Genomic DNA, 18522 nt, shown 5'->3' with positions numbered 1-18522 from the left:
CCAATAAGGCATTTTATGTCCGATACGGTTATTTCAATAACGGAAAAACCGAGGAAATCATATTACAAGTAATTAGTTTTGATTCAAGCTTCGAAAGAGCTCCCCGTTTTCCAATCCAATATCAGAAAGACCTTGTTAGCCCATATCTGAATAACAACATTCAGAGCAGCTTTCAAAGGCGTAAAGTTGCTTTGGCGTACAAAAATCCTATCAGACAACTTTTTATCGGATAGGGTTTTTGTACCATAGCACTCTCTTCATCCATTTACCCGTCTGTTTTGTTGATAAGGCCGTTTGCTAACTTAGTTCTCCTGCACTCCTCCATCTGTTGCCCTGCTTTTAGGGTATTTCTGTACTTTTATTGCTATTGCAGTTAAAACTATATACACTATGCCTGATTTTACTATTACGGGGCAATTAGCAGATGTTTGGAAAAAAGAGATTTATCCCGCAGAAATAAAAGTAGAGAACGGCAAAATAGCAGCTATTTTACCACTACCAGCTACCACCTCTACCCTTTCACTTCCCTTTATAATGCCTGGGTTCACAGATAGTCATGTACACATTGAAAGCAGCATGCTGGTGCCTTCAGAGTTTGCACGCCTGGCAGTAGTGCATGGCACAGTAGCCACCGTAAGCGACCCACACGAAATAGCCAACGTGTGTGGCATGGAAGGCGTGCTTTTTATGATTGCAAACGGTAAGCAAACGCCTTTCAAGTTCAACTTTGGCGCCCCCAGTTGTGTACCTGCCACCACTTTTGAAACAGCAGGCGCCACCTTACATACACAGGATGTGGCCGATTTACTGGCCATGCCTGAGATTAAATACCTGAGCGAAATGATGAACTTCCCGGGAGTATTGCACAAAGACACGGAAGTAATGGATAAGATAGCAGCTGCACATGCAGCCGGCAAACCGGTAGATGGTCATGCCCCCGGTTTACGTGGCGAGCAGGCCAGGCAATATATTGCTGCCGGTATTTCTACCGATCACGAATGCTTTACAGCCGAAGAAGCACTGGATAAGCTACAATACGGTATGAAAATATTGATCAGGGAAGGCAGTGCTGCCAAAAACTTCAATGCCCTGGTAGATTTGTTGCATGAGCATTCTGACAATATGATGTTTTGCAGCGACGACAAACATCCCGACAGCCTGGTAGAAGGGCATATCAACCAACTATGCGCACGCGCAGTGGCCAAAGGAGTATCACTGTTTAAAGTATTGCAAACCGCCTGTGTAAACCCGGTACTACACTATAAGCTGGACGTAGGTTTGCTACGTGTGGGAGATCCTGCTGATTTTATTGTGGTGCAAAACGTTACTTCCTTTGCAGTAGATCAAACCTATATTAATGGCGAACTGGTAGCAGACAAAGGCGTAAGCAAATTATCCAGTCACACAGTCAAACCCATTAACCAGTTTAATTGCACCGCTATTAACAGTGCAGGCCTGCAAGCGCCTTTTGTAAACCAGGAAACCATACCGGTGATTGAAGCGCTGGATGGACAGCTTATTACCAATAAAGGCTTGTATGCCCCCCTGGCAAAAGATGGCTACGTAATAAGTGACACCAGCCGTGATATTCTGAAAATAGTAGTAGTAAACCGTTATCACAAAGCCCCGGCTGCTATTGCCTGGGTAAAGAATTTTGGCTTACAACATGGTGCTATAGCATCCAGCGTAGCACACGACAGTCATAATATTATTGCTGTAGGCACAGATGACGATAGCCTGGCTAACGCCATTAACCTGGTGATTGAACAACAGGGCGGCATTAGCTGCACTGGTATTCATGGACAGGAGCTGGTAATAGGATTGCCGGTTGCCGGCCTTATGAGCCAGGAAGATGGTTATGCGGTAGCAGAAAAATATACCGCTATAGATAAACTGGCCAAAGCCTCAGGTGCCACATTGGCTTCTCCGTTTATGACGTTAAGCTTCATGGCATTGCTGGTAATACCGCATTTAAAACTGAGCGACCTTGGCCTGTTTGATGGAGATAGTTTCTCTTTTGTTCATTAAAACTCCTGGCCAATCCACACTGCACCACCTATACTGCTGCGGCGGGCTCCGGTAACACTGTTTAACACCGTGTTCTCCTCCCTCCAACGCAGTATACCCAGCAGGGCCATAATTAATGCTTCTTTATATTGTACCAGCTGCTCTTCCGGTACTTCAACAGTAATTCCCAAAGGCTGTAAAGCATTGGTTAACTGTTTCACCAGGAAGGTGTTTAAAGCACCACCGCCGGTTACCAGCATGGTTCCTCCATCCTGTGCCACCTGTGCTTTTACCGCATTTACGGCATAAGCCACCTGTTGGGCAATATGCTGGATATAGGTAGCCAGTGCATCTGCTACCGGAAGCTGGAAAGAAGCTATTAAAGGGTATACTTCATCTGTACCAAACTGGTTGGCCAACGATTTAGGCGCTGGTTGCTGATAATAAGGTAATGCGTTTAGCTGTGTAAGCAGCCCGGTGTGTACTGTACCGGTTGCCGCCAGCTGACCACCTTCGTCAAAGCTTTTACCCGCCTGTTGCGCTAATAGGTTTAACACCCGGTTAGCAGCGCACACATCAAATGCTTTATAATCCGATGCATTGTTTAAAGAGATATTGGCAATGCCACCGATATTTAAAAACCAGTTGTATCCTGATAATAACAGTTTTTCGCCCATAGGCACAATAGGTGCGCCTTGTCCGCCAAGTGCCACATCCAGCGCACGCAAATCACTCACTACGTTAATACCGGTTGTTGCCGCAATAGTAGCTCCGTCACCCAGCTGCGAAGTCGTGCCCAACTGTGGTGCATGAAACACCGTATGTCCATGAGAAGCAATCAACTGCACCTGGTGGTGCAGCTGGTAAGTATCTATAAATTCATTTACTTTTTCTCCACAGAATTTACCAAATTCACTGTGCAACAGCAGGTATTCATAAGCCGGCAGCGAAGCTGCAGTACCAAGCCGTTGCGCAAATTCAGTATCATAAGCATAATTATGTGATGCTTTTATAATATAAGACCATTTACCACGACTTTCATCCAGTTCGGCTAATACTATATCCAAACCATCCAGCGAAGACCCGCTCATTAAACCTATTACCCTGTATATCATACCGGCAAAAGTAAAAAATCAATTTCTACTTTCGAATTTCTACTTTTGCTGCATGGTAATCAATTTAAGCGACCAACACAGCCTGGTAACCAACTGGGTAAGCGAATTAAGAAATGTAGAGGTACAAAATGACCGTATGCGTTTTCGCCGCAACCTGGAACGTATTGGCGAGATAGCCGCTTATGAAATCAGCAAAGAATTACCCTGGGAAACTGTAGACGTACAAACTCCTATGGGCATCCATAGCAGTAAATTACTGGCTCAGCAACCGGTGTTAATCACCATTCTGCGCGCCGGACTTCCGTTGCACCAGGGCATGCTCAATTACCTTGACAAGGCCGACAATGGCTTTGTAAGCGCCTACCGTAAACACAACCGGGATGGTTCATTTGAAATAAGCCTGGATTATGTAAGCTGTCCTCCACTGGACAGTCGCATTGTTATTATCAGCGATCCTATGCTGGCTACCGGCGCTTCACTGGTAAAAACCATTGCCGGCTTAAAAGCAGAAGGCACACCTGCTGCCATTCACGTAGTAGCAGCCATTGCCTGCACCACAGGTATTGAACTGGTAAAAGCACAGGCAGGAGAAGACATTAAAATCTGGTGCGGCGATATTGATGATGAATTAACTGCCAAAGGTTACATTGTACCGGGATTGGGCGACGCGGGCGACCTGGCTTTTGGTACCAAAATGCAATCATAATCCTAAATATTAAATTTTTACATATTTATTAAGCCGGGCATCATTAAAACAGATAAGTTTATCTTACTTTTAATGAGCAATCCCTTCTGATGAGAAAATACATACTGCTGTTTATAGCAATATGGGGCATAACAGAAAATGCAACCTCACAAGACCCGCATTTTTCGCAGTTTTTTGCCTCACCCTTAACCCTCAACCCCGCCTTTACGGGTAAGTTTGATGGCAATATCCGTATTGCCGGAAACTACCGCAATCAATGGCCCACAATTAACAGAGCCTATCAAACAGCTACCGCATCTGTTGATTTTCCCATATTACGCAGCAGCATTCCCAGCACTGACACCTGGGGCCTGGGTTTCATGGGCTTTACCGACAAAAGCGCCAACGGTGCAGTAAAGTTCAATTACTTTACTATGAGTACTGCCTACCATAAAGGTTTGGACGAAGAAGGCTACCACCAGATTGGATTAGGCTTTCAAACTACGTATAGTAACATGATGATTAATACCGGTGAACTGAAATTTGAAGATCAGCTTACCAGTTCGGGCTTTACCGGCGCCACTTCGGAAGCATTTGGCGGCAGCACTTTAAAGAACAACTACTTTGATGTAAATGCCGGTGTTTTATATACGGGCAGCACCACCGATAGAAATAATTTTTACGCAGGTTTTAGCATTTATCATATCAACAGGCCCAAACAAAGTTTTAACCCCGGGCCCAACGAATTAATTTATCTGTTAAATCCCCGGGTTACTTTTCATGCAGGCGGCTACACTCCTATAGGTGAAAGAACCACTTTACACCTGAGCTTATTAACCAGCTCACAGGCTAAAGCAACTGAAACAGTAGCAGGTGGCGCTATACAGTTTATGACGGGTGATCCCGATTATAACCCCGTAAGTGTATACACCGGAGCCTGGATGCGCTTAAACGATGCCATCATTCCTTACCTGGGACTTGAATTCAGCTCTATGCGTTTGGGAGTTAGTTATGATGTAAACACATCACAATTGAAAACAGCATCTTCCAGCCGTGGGGGTATAGAGATATCTCTTATTTATATTAACAAGCCTGCCGAATCAAAAGGCCTGCCTTGTCCTAAGTTCTAACACAGGTTATTTCTTTTTTCCACTTACATACTTATTGCCTTTTACTATAAAACGGTAAGGCCACAAAGCATGTTCACCGGCATAGTCTACCCCTATACGGGCAGTAGCTACCACCTGTTCATCGGAATAAACAGTGCCATCATCCGCAATCCAGATGACATTGCCCAGCAGGTTTTCGCCGGTATGCTTTACCGAAATGCCTAACGCTTTTGCCACATTTCCCGGTCCACGGGTAAGCGTAAAATCGGCCTTTGGCTTGCCTGTTCGCTGTAGCATTGTTTCTATGCCTGTTACAGGTTCTACCGCCCTTATTAAAATAGCATGAGGTGTATCCTTTACATTGGTTACCACATTAAACATCTGATGCATTCCATAGCACAAAAACACATAAGCAGTGCCGCCTGCTGCATACATCACTTCTGTACGGTTGGTTCTGCGGCCACCATACGCATGGCTTGCTTTGTCTATTACTCCTTCATACGCTTCTGTTTCCACTATACGGCCGGCAGTGATCACCCCATCAAAAACAGTTATCAGCATTTTACCCAGCAGTTCCCGGGCAATTGTTACAACATTCTTGCGTAAATAAAACGACTGGTCCAGTTTTTGCCCATAGCCAAAAACTTCCTCTGATTGATTAATATGGTTTGATTTACGTGGCAATAACCTAAATTTAACCGCAAAATAAACCCCCAGGTGCTAAAAGAGATAATAATAGCCATCCAATCATACCGACAGGCGCATTTTTTTATTCAAAAACACAAACTATGGAAATGGATTATCATTCCAGGTGTGGTATATGCCGTTCTGTTTTGCTTGTGCCTGTATTTCTTTGGTAGAACTTCCAGTGAATTTATCGAATGGTTAAGCCTTAAAACTGGCTTGCCCAACTGGATAGCTAAAAAAGAAAGTGGTTTACTGGGGTTTTTATTTACACTATCCGGTCTGTTTTTTCTGCTCATGCAAATGGCGCTGTACATTTCGCTGTTTAAATACCTGATCTTAATTATCGGCTCTCCTGTTTTTGCCTACCTGAGCGAAAAAACCGATGCCATATCGGAAGGACAGGAATTACGCTTTCAGTTTTCTGAAGTAAAAAGTGATATTACCCGTGGTATAAAAGTGGCGTTGCGCAATGCAGGCTGGCAAATTTTATATAGTTGTTTTTTATTGTTATTGTCTATTATACCTATAGTGGGCTGGGCAACGCCTGTAATGGCTATTACCAATGAATGTTTTTACTATGGGTTTTCTATGATAGATTATAGCTTTGCCCGCAAGCACAAAGGCACTGCTTCCAGTAATTATTTTATTACCCATAACAGGGGGCTGGCAGTAGGCAACGGAGTTATCTTTTTTTTAATGCACCTGGTACCTGTGCTGGGATGGGTGCTGGCTCCTGCCTATGCTATTATAGCCGCTACCTTTAGCATGCGTAGAGTGAGAGAGAAACCGGGAATTTTGGATAACAAAAAGTAAAGTATGGCGTTGGGAACTGTTTATTTAATACCTACTGTTTTACACGACGAAGAGCAGGCCCTGCAGGTGCTGCCCGCTTATATTACCGATGCTGTAAAAAGCTGTGATACCTTTTTTGTTGAAAATGAAAAAACAGCACGCCGCTTTTTAAAAAAGATATGGCGTGAAATGGTGATAGATAACTATACCTGGTTTGCCATTCACAAAGCCGAAGACGCCGTAAAAAATGCTTTTACCGATCAGTTACAGCAAGGTAAAAATATTGGTATTATCAGCGAAGCAGGTTGCCCTGGCGTAGCCGATCCGGGTCAGATACTGGTAGCTGCTGCCCAAAAAAACGGTGCGGTAGTAAAACCTCTGGTAGGCCCCAGCTCTATTCTACTGGCATTAATGGCCAGCGGTATGAATGGTCAGGGTTTCCGGTTTCATGGTTACCTGCCTATAGATGCCACCGCCCGCAAAAAAGCTATTAAAGACCTGGAAGCCGATTCGTTAAAACAAAACTGCACCCAGCTGTTTATAGAAACACCTTACCGTAATAACCAGCTGATTAACGATGTATTGCAAAGCTGCCGCCCCGAAACACGGTTTTGCATTGCCGCCGATATTACGGCATCTACCGAAAACATACGTACCCGCACTATTAAAGAATGGAAACAACAGGTGCCCGACGAACACAAAAAGCCTGTTATCTTTCTATTACATGCCTGATACTCAATTGCTATAATAAGCACATTATCAATTCATTATCCTATTGTTTCCGTAGGCTTACCGGTTAACTATTCCTGCTATCGAAACAACCAAATAGAGAAATGATTGTTACTTTGCAGTAATTAAACCATTGTGCATGCGTATAGGAATTGTATGCTACCCCACCTTTGGGGGTAGTGGCGTATTGGCTACAGAGTTAGGGAAAGCATTAGCAGATAAAGGACACTCAGTACATTTTATCACATACCAGCAACCGGTTCGGTTAAACGTTTTTAATACCAACATTTATTACCATGAGGTAAGGGTACCTACCTATCCCTTGTTCGATTATCCACCCTACGAGGTGGCACTGGCAAGTACCATGGTAGATGTTATCCGTAACCACGATCTGGATCTGCTGCATGTGCATTATGCCATACCACACGCTTCTGCTGCGTATATGGCTAAACAAATACTGGCTAAGCAAGGCCGGGAAATTCCTTTTATTACCACATTACATGGCACCGATATTACCCTGGTAGGCCGCGATAAAACCTACGAACCGGTAGTTACTTTCTCTATCAACGAAAGCGATGCCATTACCGCGGTATCGGACAACCTGAAAGAAGAAACCTATCGCTCATTCCAGATTACCAAGGATATAGATGTGATTCACAACTTTGTGGATGTAAAACGCTTCAATAAAAAGCCCATCGACGCGTTTAGAAAAGTAATTGCCCCCAACGATGAAAAAATTCTGGTGCATGCTTCTAACTTCCGTAAGATAAAAAGAGTGCAGGATGTGATTAAAATACTGGCCAGTGCTATTGACAAAGTACCGGCAAAGCTTTTAATGGTGGGTGATGGCCCTGAACGTCCTATGGCAGAAGAACTGGCCAGAGAATTAGGTGTAGATGAGCATGTGCGCTTTTTGGGGAAGCAGGAGCAAATGGAAGAGATTATGGCAGTATCTGATGTGTTTATTCTGCCGTCTGAATATGAAAGCTTTGGTTTGGCTGCGCTGGAAGCAATGGCTGCCCGCATGCCAGTGATCAGTTCCAATGCCGGTGGCTTACCTGAAGTGAATATAGAAGGTGTTACCGGTTATTTAACCAAAGTAGGGGATGTAGCCGCTATGAGCGAAAAAGTAGTGGAGCTATTAACCAACGAAGACAAACTGAATATATTTAAAGAGCAGGCCTATGAGCAAGCCTGCCGCTTTGATATTCATAATATTATTCCTAAGTACGAGAAGCTGTATAGCCGCTTCTGCCGTATGGAGCCTTGTTTTTAAGGCTCCCCTCTATTTTCTTTTTAACCATTGTTCGGGATTCAGCAGGTTACCTTTATCGTTTGTAACCATAAAGGTAAGCTGCCCTTCTCCATCGTCTCCCGCAGCTACTTTACCTAATAAAGTACCCGCCTTCACTTTATCCCCTTTACTCACACTTACCGAGCCCAGGTTACTATAAGTAGTAAAGTATTTACCGTGTATTACAATTACAGCCTGTCCATCACCAAAATCGGCGATAGTAGACACCTCGCCATCTGCAACAGCTTTTACACTGGCGCCTTTTGACATGGTAATTACAATACCATCACTTACACCATGCAAAGGAGTGTTAGGAATGGTATAAGGACCAAAGTGGGTAGATACATAGCCCGCATCGGCCGGCCACGGCAAATGCCCTTTATTATGTTCAAAGTTCAATGATCTTTCCAGGCCTTCCGGTGTAGTTTCAAAAATGCTCACTTCCCGGTTTTTATTTCCAATTCCTACCATACCTGTTGCAGGCTCATCCTTTTTAGGCGGAGTGGTAGTGGAGCTTGGAGTTGGTGCAGGATTGGTGCGTGGCGGCTGTGCAGCAGCTGTTGCATTCTCCTTTTCTTTTTCTTTATTCACATTCGCAGCGGCAACAGCCGCTTTTCGGTCCTGCTCTTCTTTGGCAGCAAGTGCCGCTTTACGTTTACGGTCTTCTTCGGCTGCTTTTTCTCTGGCTATTTTGGCCTGCTCTTCTCTTTTCTTGGCTTCACGAATCAACGCTTCTCTTTCACGACGTATAGCCTGATCCAGTGCTTTCTTTAACCGCTGGCGCGAAACCTCACGTTCCTTTATCTGGGCAGAAATTTCCGATTCCCTTCCTTTCAGTTCCTGTACTACCTGGTCTTTCTCTTTTTTCTCCTCTTCCAGTCCTATCATTTGAGCGCCCTGTTCTTTCAGCGCACTGTTTTTGTTTGTTTTACTGGAACTCAGATAACTGGATTTTTCCTGTAATACCTGCTGGGTTTTTACAATATTATCTACCTGGGTAGCCCTGAACTGGCGGTAGCTTCTTAAATACTCTACCCTTTTAACGGCATCGTTAAAGCTGGTAGCAGAGAATATAAAGTTGAGATAATCGTAGTTACTGCGGTTTTTATAAGCAAAAACCAGGCTTTGCGCATAGTTCTGCTTTAAAGTATCTAACTCACGCCGCATGCGGTTCATTTCCAGCGTGGTTAAATAAATATCATCATCAATACGGCGTAAATCTTTGTTCAGTGTAGAAATCAACTCTTCCCGGGCACGTATTTTACGTTGCACCACCGCCAGCTGACCTAACGAAATCTTTTTATTCTGCTTGATTTCGTTATAGGTTTTGTTTAAATCGGCAAGCTCCTGTTGCAAGTCCTGCTGTTTTTTCTGGATCTCATCTTTCGTCTGGGCACTACCCGACAGGGTTACCAACAGTACAACAAGGGATAAAAACAGCTTTTTAGTGGTCATGCAAATCTGGCTTTATAATGGGTTCAAGTATACACTTACAAAGTAAACGTTGACAGTCAAATAAAATTACTTCTTCTTAAAGTTTTTCGGAATATTGAACGGAAAACTTACCGGGTCGGTAAAGCTATACTTTTTAAATTCTAATGAAACATCCAGCCTGGAATGTTCTGCTACAGATATCTTGCGATAGGTAGAAAAGCTGATGTCGTTATTGGTTTCATACTTATCAAAAGTAATGTCACAGGTTCTGTTTCTCACCGAATCCACATCATCCAGTTTGCTGTGCAGTACCCTTTGGTTAGGTACATCAATGGTAACCAGGTGCTTAAATAACTTGCCCAGTATTAACACCTGCAAGCCATTGTCTGAATTTTTGTAGGAATGAACTTTCCCATCAATAAATACCGGGTTGCCTATAATAAGGTCCTGTAGCGTATAAAAATCAAAAGGTATTTGTGTAAGCTCCTGTAAATATTCAATACTTCTGAACTGTACCGTTTTTTTGATTTTGTTCATCAGGCGCACGCTGTCTTTGGTAACCAGCAGGCGAAAACCTTCAATATTGAACGGGCCTGTAAGGGAGATCCAGATAGCACTGTCTTTTTGCATCTGTATATTGGCGTTGGCCTGGTTGCCACCGTCTTTATCTTCATATTCCACTCTTACCTTGCCACTAAAGGTGGTAAAGGGAATTTTATGATTATGCAGTTTTTTTACTTCGGTTTGCACCAGCGACATAGAATCCACTACATCTTCAGGCTTCACCACCACCTTCGCTACGGTGTCTTTTTTAGAAATGGCATTTTCAATACGCTGCACTTTTTTTGCAGGCCGGCATGCTACTGCCAGTACTAAACAGGCTGTTGCACTATAAACAAGAAACTTCATCTGTTACTATTTAAATTTTCCCTGTGTGACCAAATCCTCCGCTACCTCTTTCTGTGGCATCCAGATCGGCAACCACTTCCCATTCTATCTGTGAAACCTGCTGAATCACCATCTGCGCAATGCGGTCGCCCGGCTGAATGGTTTGTTCTTCATTGGAAAGGTTAATCAGAATCACTTTTATTTCCCCCCGGTAATCTGCATCAATCGTGCCAGGGGTATTCAGGCAGGTAAGCCCCTGTTTGATAGCCAAACCACTACGGGGCCTTATCTGGGCTTCAAAACCCTCAGGCAGTGCTATAAACAAACCGGTTGGTACTAAGGTCCGTTGCAGCGGTTGCAATATAATAGGTTCGGTTAAATGCGCACGAATGTCCATTCCGGCCGAACCTGTAGTAGCATAAGCGGGGAGTGAAAACCCCGACTGATTGATTATTTTAACGCTTAATTTTTCCACGGTGGCAAAACTAAGCAATTGCCTGAATACTTAACAGCCTTCCAGCAATGCGGTGGCATAAGCAACCACACCTTCTTCCCTGCCTACAAAACCCAGCTCTTCGGTGGTAGTAGCCTTGATAGAAACCTCTTTTACCGAAACCCCAAGTATATCAGCAATGGTTTGCTGCATCACCGGCACATAAGGTTTTATTTTAGGCGCCTGTAAACACAGGGTACTATCTACGTTTACCACCTGGTAACCCTCTTTTTTAATCAGCTCCATTACCCGGGCCAGTAATATTTTGCTGTCAATATTTTTAAACTCGTTAGAAGTATCCGGAAAATGCAGGCCAATATCACCCAGGCCCAATGCGCCCAGTAAAGCATCGCAGATAGCATGCAACAACACATCTGCATCACTGTGCCCCAAAGCTCCCTTTATGTGAGGAACTTTAACGCCACCCAACCAGAAATCCCTGCCTTCTACCAGCTGGTGAAAATCAACCCCTGATCCTACTCTTAACTTTGTTGCCATATATATCAATTAAAAAAGCCAAAAGTAAAAGGCAAAACTGTCCTTTTTACTTTTGGCTTCCTTTTATTTTCAGTTTACGAACTAATCCTTACTTCCAGAGAGGTCGAAAGAAAGTCCAAAACGTAAAGTATTAGATAATGGGTTACGTGTTACTCCTGAGCCGGAAGGTATTAAATAAGAGAAGTTAGCGCCTACAATGTTGTAGCGGAAACCTACACCCATGGTGATGTACTTACGTCCTCCCTGCGATTTATCTTCAAAGAAGTAACCAGCGCGGGCAAAAAACTGGTTCATATAAGCAAACTCAGCACCGGTAGACACCTGAACAGTTTTTAAACCGCCATTAGCACCACCAAACGATTTAAACCAGCTTTCAAACACGTTGCGATTGTAATATTCTTTTTGCTCATCTGTGCTGGCTCCCACTGGCATTGCTGGTACTAACAGCTTATTCAGGTCGGCACCGAATGTTAATTTGCTGTCTTCGTCCAAAGCAAAAGTGTATGCACCACCTACGCCCATATTGGCAGGGATATAATCTTTATTAGCCGCGTTATCTGTATAGCTGATGCGGGTACCCAGGTTAGATAAAGTAACACCCCAGGTAAAACCCTGGCCTTTATCATCCAGTCCATTATGGAACACAGATAAATCCGCAGCAAAAGCGTTACCCGGTTTGTAGTTAACATTACCCACAGGGCCTGTAACCAGTTTAGAATTGATATACCGTAGCTGCACGCCTACTGATAACTTGCTGGTAAGCTTGCGGGTATAACCCAGGTCAAAAGCCAGCTCGCGTGGGGTAGATTGCCCTAACGGCTCGTTATTGATATTGGTAAACTGGATATTACCCATGTTAAAATAACGCAGAGAAGCAGTGATAGCCTGTTCCTCATCCAGCTGGTGGTAACCAGCCAGGGTAGCCAGGTAAACATCGCTGGTAATATCACTTAACCAGGGGGTATAAGTAACACCTATTGCTGATTTTTGAGTAGCAAAGGGAATTTTTGCCTGGTTCCAGAAAGAGGAATTGGCGTCGGGTAGGGTAGCTATACCCACATCGCCCATGCCCCCGGCCCGTGCATCGGGTGATATGCGTAAAAAGGGCACCGCACTTGTTACTACGTTAATACTTTGTGCGCTTGCTACCAGTATACTGCCTGATAGGACCATTATTAATAATAATGATTTAGCCCCGAAAGCAATCAGTTTCATTTAGAGTTTTTTGGTGATTCAAAATCATGAACATAAGATACACCATTCTGGTAATACGCTTACTATCATGCCATTCTTGTTAAAAAAATAGGTGTAAATGTAGAATCAATAACGAATGGTTTATTTGGTTAGGGCCAACAGTAGATTTGAGTTACGATGCAAATATGTTAATTTTTTCAGGAAACCGCGAAGTTTTTTACTTTTTTTTAATTAAATCCTGTTACATTATATTTGATACCGAAAACATATATATTCGCAATTCTACGTGCGCTTGCAATATTTCGAAAAACCAAACGTTAAATAATCAGTTAAAACTGGTCTATAAATGCAACAAAGACTTAGGAATTGTACGTTGCTGCTCGCAACCCTTGGCAGTTTTGCTGCCTGTAAACCCAAACAAGCCAAGTCGGACGTAACCGGCTGGAACTACAATGATGGTAAAAAATCAAGTGGTTTCTACGTGGCAAAAGCAAAAGACATTAAAACCGGCCCCGGTCTTGTTTTTGTACAGGGTGGTACTTTCACCATGGGTGCAACGCAGGAAGATGTGATGGGAGATTGGAACAACGTTCCCCGCCGTGTTACCATCAACTCGTTTTTTATGGATAAAACGGAAGTGGCTAACGTTCACTACCGTGAATATTTATTCTGGCTGGAAAACGTGTTTCAGGATCCTCAGTATGAAGCAGTGGTAAAAGGTGCCAAGCCAGATACCCTGGTATGGCGTAGCGAGTTAAGCTATAACGAACCATTAGTGGAATATTACTTCCGTCACCCATCTTACAACTATTATCCGGTAGTAGGTGTAACCTGGAAACAGGCTTATGACTTCTGTATCTGGCGTACCGACAGGGTAAACGAAAAAGAATTAATTGACAAAGGTTACCAAAGCCAAAATGTGCTGAAGCAGGAATTAAACGGTGGTGGCCAGGAAAACTTCAACACCAAATCTTACCTGATGGGTGAGTACCAAGGTGTACCTGGTAAACCTAAAAAGAATCCGCTGAAAGATGCACAAGGCCGTCCTCGTAATACTGTTAAGTTTGAAGATGGTATCTTATTACCTGACTACCGCCTGCCTACAGAAGCAGAGTGGGAATATGCTGCTTTAGGTTTAATTACCGAAAACCCACAACAACGTAAAAGCGAAAAGCAACGTGGTGAGGAGTTAATCAGTAACAAACAAATTTATAGCTGGAAAAACGATGGATACGATAACCTGCGCGCTACCCGTAAAGGTAACTGGCAAGGTGCTTTCCTCGCTAACTTCAAACGTGGTAATGGTGACTACATGGGTACTCCCGGTGGTTTGAATGACCGTTCTGCTTACCCTTCTGAAGTAACTGCTTTCTTCCCTAACGGTTTCGGCTTATACAACATGAGCGGTAACGTAAACGAATGGGTTGCTGACGTATACCGTCCAACAACTGGTGTTGATATGGATGACGTGAGCCCATTCAGGGGTAACGAATTTAAAAAGATAGATGTTAGCGGTGGTGAAGGTAACCTGCGCGACAGCCTGGGTAGAATCAAATACATTCCTGAAAGTGATTCTGTACTGCGTGAGCGTCGTAACTATCAGAAATCATATGCTATCAACTACCTGGATGGTGACTCTTTAAGTACTTCTTCTTACGGTTACGGTGTTACTACCTTAATCAGCGATAAGTCAAGAGTAATTAAAGGTGGTAGCTGGAACGATATGGCTTACTGGTTAAGCCCCGGCACACGCCGCTTCCTGGAAGAAGATCAAAGCAGCAGCACGGTAGGTTTCCGTTGTGCAATGACACACTATGGTTCTCCTGAAGGCCCTGCTACCAAATTCAAAAATGGTAACTTCTTCCCTACCAGAAGACAGAAAAGATAAGGAAAGGTAAATACAATAAAAAGCCATCCGCATTCATTGCCGGGTGGCTTTTTTGTTTTTAGACGAATCCGTTAACTTGCTTAAAATTTATAGAATAGTGCTTATCTCCGAATTATATTCCCTGTTTAAACAATACCCGTCTGTTCAAACAGATACCAGGAAACTACAAAAGGGCGATTTGTTTTTTGCGTTAAAAGGCCCCAGCTTCAATGGTAACGAATTTGCGTTGCAGGCTCTGGAAGCCGGTGCCGCTTATGCTATTATTGACGAAGCCCCGGCCGTGCCCGATAGCAGGTTGATACTGGTAGAAGATGCGTTAACCACCCTGCAACAGCTGGCAGGTTATCACAGAGATCAGTTCACTATTCCTTTTATAGCTATTACCGGCAGTAATGGCAAAACCACCACCAAAGAGCTTGTGAATGCCGCTTTAAGCGCCCACTATATCACCTATACCACACAGGGCAATCTCAACAACCACATAGGCATACCGCTTACCCTGTTGCGCGTAAAGGAAGATGCACAAATGGCTGTTATTGAAATGGGTGCCAACCACCAGAAAGAGATTGAAGGTTATTGCCAATATACCAAACCCACCCACGGCATTATCACCAACTGCGGCAAAGCCCATTTAGAAGGCTTTGGCGGCATCGAAGGAGTAAGAAAGGGGAAAGGGGAACTGTACGACTATTTACGCGCCAATAAGGGCACTGTATTCGCATTTGACGATTATGATTACCTGCACGATATGAGCAAGGGGATAGAACATATTGTATGGTATGGCACCGGCAAAGGCACCATCACCGGCCAGGTAAAGGCCAGCGAACCTTTCCTGGATGTTACCGTAACCGGCGGCGTAGCTTTCCACACTTTACAAACCCAACTGGTAGGTGACTACAACCTGCCTAATGTATTATGCGCTATTACTGCCGGGCACTATTTTCAGGTGCCGGATGCTGCTATACAACAAGCCATAGAAGCATACAAACCCAGCAACAGCCGGTCGCAACTGATAGAAAAAGGCACTAATTCCATTATACTGGACGCCTATAATGCCAACCCTACCAGCATGCGTGCCGCTATTCAAAACTTTGCGGCCTTACATGCACCTGCCAAAGTGTTATTACTGGGTGCCATGATGGAACTGGGACAGGAAAGCAAACAAGAACATCAGGCACTGGTAACCTTGTTACAACAATACCAATGGAACCAGGTAGTGCTGGTAGGTGGCGATTTTAAAGGAATAGCCGGCCCTTACCTGTACTTTGAAAATGCACTGGATGCTAAGGCATGGTTACAACAACAACATTTTGAACATACACATATACTGGTAAAAGGGTCGCGCAGCACTGGCATGGAACGTGTTTTAGCAGAAGGATAGCAGAATTAATGGTACCTTTGCAAAATTCTTTCAGTTTTAATTTATGGCATCTATGCAACGCCCCCACTCACAACGTAAACCTTTATATATCTGGAGTGTATTCACCAATAAATGCCCTCGTTGCCGACAAGGGAAATTGTTTGTCTCGGATAATGCCTATGCTTTAAAGGGCAGCAAGTACATTAAAATGCATACTAATTGCCCTACCTGTGGTCAGCAAACAGAAATTGAAGTAGGCTTTTACTACGGCACCAGCTATGTAAGCTATGCTTTGGGAGTAGCATTTTCTGTAGCTATGTTTGTTGCCTGGTGGGTTTTACTGGGTATCTCTATTTACGATAACAGCCTGTTCTGGTACCTGGGCGTGAACAGTGTATTACTATTATTATTACAACCCGTTTTAATGCGCTTAAGCCGCACGTTGTGGCTAAGCTGGTTTGTAAAGTACGATCCTAACTGGGAAACAAAAGAAGCCGCCAAACCAGAACGTATTGTGCCCGAACAAATGGGCAACTGGTAAAATATAAAAAATGAAAAGCCGGAAAGACTTCCGGCTTTTTTATTTGACTTTCCAAATACTAACTGAACGCAGTTTACTTGTAGAACCGCCAGCTGGTAACAAAGTCCTTTTTCGGTGGCTGGTTGGTAAGAATAGCCCTTACCATTTCTACAGGCATCATATTTTCTTTGATAATGGCGTCATGAAATTGTTTATAAGTCATCTTGCCACCATCTACCAGTTCTTTTCTCAATGCTTCAAACTGCAAACCTCCCATCATATAGGCAATCTGATATAATGGATCATACCCACCAACAAACGAGCGGCGCACCTCTCCTTCAGCATTGGCTTTTTCGTGTCCCACACGCTCTACCAGGAAGTTAATACACTGCTGTGGAGTCCATTTACCTGTATGATAATTGATGGAGAAGATAATACGCGCACAACGGTGCATGCGCCAGAACAACATACCAATCCTGTCTTCCGGTGATTGCGGAAATTTCAGGTCCCACAACAAACGCTCCCAGTATAATGCCCATCCTTCAATCCAGAAAGGTGTTTCAAAATGACGGTACGATTTATACCTGCTTTGCATAAACTCCTGCAAGGCGTGTCCGGCCAGTAGCTCGTGATGCACCGTGGCTCTTGAAAAATGCGGGTTATTACCACGCATGCTCATCAGCTTATCATCATGACTCATGGTGTTAGTGGGATAAGAAATAATAAACTCTTCTCCACCCAGGAAAAACGGATTTACCAATTGTCTTTCCGGCGACATCATGCTCATACGCCAGGTTTCCTCTGCCAGTGGCGGTAACGTAATTAAATCGTGTTGTTTAATAAAGTCAACCGATTCGTTATACAGTTGTAACATGGCAGTAGGCTGGTTACCGGGTGTCACATAGCTGTTCTTTACTTTTTCCATGGCAGCATGCCAGTCGTTACCAAAACCCATTTCGTTAGAGGCCTTCAACATTTCTTTATCGCACCAGGCAAATTCCTTATCAGCAATAGACAGCAGTTCTTCCGGAGTGTAAGGGATCATTTCCAGCTTTAGCTTACGTACCAGAGCTTCCCGGCCTATAGGATTTCCTACTATGCCGCTACCATCTTTTTCCTGTGTAGAAACCTTGCTTTTGTATTCCTTGAAAAAAGCGATCTCCTCCTGCAATAATGCCTGTAGCTTTTCATAAGGCTGGGGCATCCACCAGGTAAACAACGGATCATATCCATTGTAAAACTCATACACACTTTTTACGGCCTGGCTCAGGCCGGTAATGATATGAATTGCCGCAATACATTGCTGTGCCGAAGCAGGCCCTTTTTGTGCTAAAGCTTTTTGTTGTAACACAATATCCTTAGCTATATTATTCCATTCGCCTGCCATCTTTGCCGCATCAGGCAACGCCCCTCTGCTACGCAATGCTACAGCGCTATACAACTGAGTGGCATAAGGGAACCATTGTTTCACTGCTTCATACTGTGCCGCTTCCTCTTTCAGTTGAAACAGGGTTTCTTCCAGATCGCGCTTAAACAATACATAATCCACTTTAGCTCCCGTATTCAACTGGTCAAAAGGCAACCGGGCTACCCTTTGCACATAGCCTTCTGTCATCTGTTGCAAACGTTGCCTTCTTTCAGGCAAAAACTCTATATGGTAAAAGCGTTCCAGGCTTCCTCTATCAGCCTGGTATTGCACCATCAGATTGTTTACTTCACTTGTTTGCTCATACACATTCATGTCCGCAACCTGCGCACTACTTCTGTTGATCATCATTAATTCTGATGCTGTTAAAAAAGCGAGATATACCCAATAAGCACGCATATAT

At 43.8% G+C, this 18522-nt stretch carries 17 protein-coding genes; 9 read left to right on the top strand and 8 right to left on the bottom strand.

Going from position 1 to position 18522, the window contains the following annotated elements; genetic code table 11:
• Positions 1-390: 390 nt before the first annotated feature.
• On the top strand, positions 391-2028 hold the full coding sequence (gene ade, locus FLA_RS30595) for an adenine deaminase (protein WP_076379666.1): 1638 nt from the start codon (positions 391-393) through the stop codon (positions 2026-2028).
• Here ade and FLA_RS30590 read toward each other — a convergent pair.
• The gene (locus FLA_RS30590; protein ID WP_076379667.1) at positions 2025-3122 is read right to left on the bottom strand and encodes an anhydro-N-acetylmuramic acid kinase; all 1098 of its coding nucleotides are present in this window, start codon (positions 3120-3122) and stop codon (positions 2025-2027) included. The genes ade and FLA_RS30590 overlap by 4 nt on opposite strands.
• Before the next feature lie 52 nt (positions 3123-3174).
• Here FLA_RS30590 and upp point away from each other — a divergent pair, with 52 nt between their 5' ends.
• Complete coding sequence (gene upp, locus FLA_RS30585) at positions 3175-3828, top strand: uracil phosphoribosyltransferase (protein WP_076379668.1); 654 nt, start codon at positions 3175-3177, stop codon at positions 3826-3828.
• A gap of 89 nt (positions 3829-3917) precedes the next feature.
• Complete coding sequence (locus FLA_RS30580) at positions 3918-4937, top strand: PorP/SprF family type IX secretion system membrane protein (protein ID WP_076379669.1); 1020 nt, start codon at positions 3918-3920, stop codon at positions 4935-4937.
• 6 nt (positions 4938-4943) lie between these two features.
• On the opposite strand, the gene FLA_RS30575 is transcribed toward FLA_RS30580, so the two are convergent.
• Positions 4944-5600, bottom strand: coding sequence for a DNA-3-methyladenine glycosylase (locus tag FLA_RS30575; protein ID WP_231940367.1), 657 nt, complete (start codon positions 5598-5600; stop codon positions 4944-4946).
• 33 nt (positions 5601-5633) lie between these two features.
• Here FLA_RS30575 and FLA_RS30570 point away from each other — a divergent pair, with 33 nt between their 5' ends.
• The 3 genes from FLA_RS30570 to bshA all read left to right on the top strand — a co-directional run bounded on the left by FLA_RS30570 (position 5634) and on the right by bshA (position 8400).
• The gene (locus FLA_RS30570; protein ID WP_076379670.1) at positions 5634-6416 is read left to right on the top strand and encodes an EI24 domain-containing protein; all 783 of its coding nucleotides are present in this window, start codon (positions 5634-5636) and stop codon (positions 6414-6416) included.
• Between the two features lie 3 nt (positions 6417-6419).
• A complete protein-coding gene (locus FLA_RS30565) occupies positions 6420-7127 on the top strand; it encodes an SAM-dependent methyltransferase (RefSeq protein WP_076379671.1) in 708 nt (235 codons plus the stop codon).
• A gap of 136 nt (positions 7128-7263) precedes the next feature.
• Positions 7264-8400, top strand: a complete 1137-nt coding sequence (bshA, locus tag FLA_RS30560; RefSeq protein WP_076379672.1) for an N-acetyl-alpha-D-glucosaminyl L-malate synthase BshA — start codon at positions 7264-7266, stop codon at positions 8398-8400.
• Positions 8401-8409: 9 nt separating this feature from the next.
• Here bshA and FLA_RS30555 read toward each other — a convergent pair whose 3' ends face one another.
• The 5 genes from FLA_RS30555 to porV all read right to left on the bottom strand — a co-directional run bounded on the left by FLA_RS30555 (position 8410) and on the right by porV (position 12946).
• The gene (locus FLA_RS30555) at positions 8410-9873 is read right to left on the bottom strand and encodes a peptidoglycan DD-metalloendopeptidase family protein (RefSeq protein ID WP_076379673.1); all 1464 of its coding nucleotides are present in this window, start codon (positions 9871-9873) and stop codon (positions 8410-8412) included.
• 66 nt (positions 9874-9939) lie between these two features.
• On the bottom strand, positions 9940-10761 hold the full coding sequence (locus tag FLA_RS30550) for a DUF4292 domain-containing protein (RefSeq protein WP_076379674.1): 822 nt from the start codon (positions 10759-10761) through the stop codon (positions 9940-9942).
• Between the two features lie 10 nt (positions 10762-10771).
• Positions 10772-11215: a dUTP diphosphatase gene (gene dut / locus FLA_RS30545; RefSeq protein ID WP_076379675.1), complete on the bottom strand. Its 444-nt coding sequence runs from the start codon at positions 11213-11215 to the stop codon at positions 10772-10774.
• 30 nt (positions 11216-11245) lie between these two features.
• The gene (gene ispF / locus FLA_RS30540) at positions 11246-11731 is read right to left on the bottom strand and encodes a 2-C-methyl-D-erythritol 2,4-cyclodiphosphate synthase (RefSeq protein ID WP_076379839.1); all 486 of its coding nucleotides are present in this window, start codon (positions 11729-11731) and stop codon (positions 11246-11248) included.
• Between the two features lie 81 nt (positions 11732-11812).
• On the bottom strand, positions 11813-12946 hold the full coding sequence (gene porV / locus FLA_RS30535; protein ID WP_084206270.1) for a type IX secretion system outer membrane channel protein PorV: 1134 nt from the start codon (positions 12944-12946) through the stop codon (positions 11813-11815).
• Between the two features lie 325 nt (positions 12947-13271).
• On the opposite strand from porV, the gene FLA_RS30530 reads away from it, so the two are divergent.
• From FLA_RS30530 to FLA_RS30520, 3 genes are all read left to right on the top strand, one after another.
• Positions 13272-14813: an SUMF1/EgtB/PvdO family nonheme iron enzyme gene (locus FLA_RS30530; protein WP_076379676.1), complete on the top strand. Its 1542-nt coding sequence runs from the start codon at positions 13272-13274 to the stop codon at positions 14811-14813.
• Between the two features lie 97 nt (positions 14814-14910).
• Positions 14911-16194, top strand: coding sequence for a UDP-N-acetylmuramoyl-tripeptide--D-alanyl-D-alanine ligase (locus FLA_RS30525; RefSeq protein WP_076379841.1), 1284 nt, complete (start codon positions 14911-14913; stop codon positions 16192-16194).
• 187 nt (positions 16195-16381) lie between these two features.
• Complete coding sequence (locus tag FLA_RS30520) at positions 16382-16714, top strand: DUF983 domain-containing protein (RefSeq protein WP_317043527.1); 333 nt, start codon at positions 16382-16384, stop codon at positions 16712-16714.
• A 73-nt stretch (positions 16715-16787) separates the two neighbouring features.
• Here the strand turns inward: FLA_RS30520 and FLA_RS30515 are convergent, their stop codons facing one another.
• On the bottom strand, positions 16788-18518 hold the full coding sequence (locus tag FLA_RS30515) for a DUF885 family protein (protein WP_076379677.1): 1731 nt from the start codon (positions 18516-18518) through the stop codon (positions 16788-16790).
• Positions 18519-18522: the final 4 nt, after the last annotated feature.

This window comes from Filimonas lacunae, from assembly GCF_002355595.1.
Taxonomy (GTDB): domain Bacteria; phylum Bacteroidota; class Bacteroidia; order Chitinophagales; family Chitinophagaceae; genus Filimonas; species Filimonas lacunae.
Note: the sequence above shows the minus strand (reverse complement) of the source record. Positions and strands in the feature narration are given on the sequence as shown.

Bases quoted from the DNA above. Each gene is read 5' to 3' on its own strand.
- upp (WP_076379668.1), top strand. From the start codon at position 3,175: ATGGTAATCAATTTAAGCGACCAACACAGCCTGGTAACCAACTGGGTA.
- FLA_RS30520 (WP_317043527.1), top strand. From the start codon at position 16,382: ATGCATACTAATTGCCCTACCTGTGGTCAGCAAACAGAAATTGAAGTA.
- FLA_RS30530 (WP_076379676.1), top strand. From the start codon at position 13,272: ATGCAACAAAGACTTAGGAATTGTACGTTGCTGCTCGCAACCCTTGGC.
- FLA_RS30580 (WP_076379669.1), top strand. From the start codon at position 3,918: ATGAGAAAATACATACTGCTGTTTATAGCAATATGGGGCATAACAGAA.
- FLA_RS30555 (WP_076379673.1), bottom strand. From the start codon at position 9,873: ATGACCACTAAAAAGCTGTTTTTATCCCTTGTTGTACTGTTGGTAACC.
- porV (WP_084206270.1), bottom strand. From the start codon at position 12,946: ATGAAACTGATTGCTTTCGGGGCTAAATCATTATTATTAATAATGGTC.
- FLA_RS30550 (WP_076379674.1), bottom strand. From the start codon at position 10,761: ATGAAGTTTCTTGTTTATAGTGCAACAGCCTGTTTAGTACTGGCAGTA.
- ade (WP_076379666.1), top strand. From the start codon at position 391: ATGCCTGATTTTACTATTACGGGGCAATTAGCAGATGTTTGGAAAAAA.
- ispF (WP_076379839.1), bottom strand. From the start codon at position 11,731: ATGGCAACAAAGTTAAGAGTAGGATCAGGGGTTGATTTTCACCAGCTG.
- FLA_RS30590 (WP_076379667.1), bottom strand. From the start codon at position 3,122: ATGATATACAGGGTAATAGGTTTAATGAGCGGGTCTTCGCTGGATGGT.
- FLA_RS30565 (WP_076379671.1), top strand. From the start codon at position 6,420: ATGGCGTTGGGAACTGTTTATTTAATACCTACTGTTTTACACGACGAA.
- FLA_RS30515 (WP_076379677.1), bottom strand. From the start codon at position 18,518: ATGCGTGCTTATTGGGTATATCTCGCTTTTTTAACAGCATCAGAATTA.
- bshA (WP_076379672.1), top strand. From the start codon at position 7,264: ATGCGTATAGGAATTGTATGCTACCCCACCTTTGGGGGTAGTGGCGTA.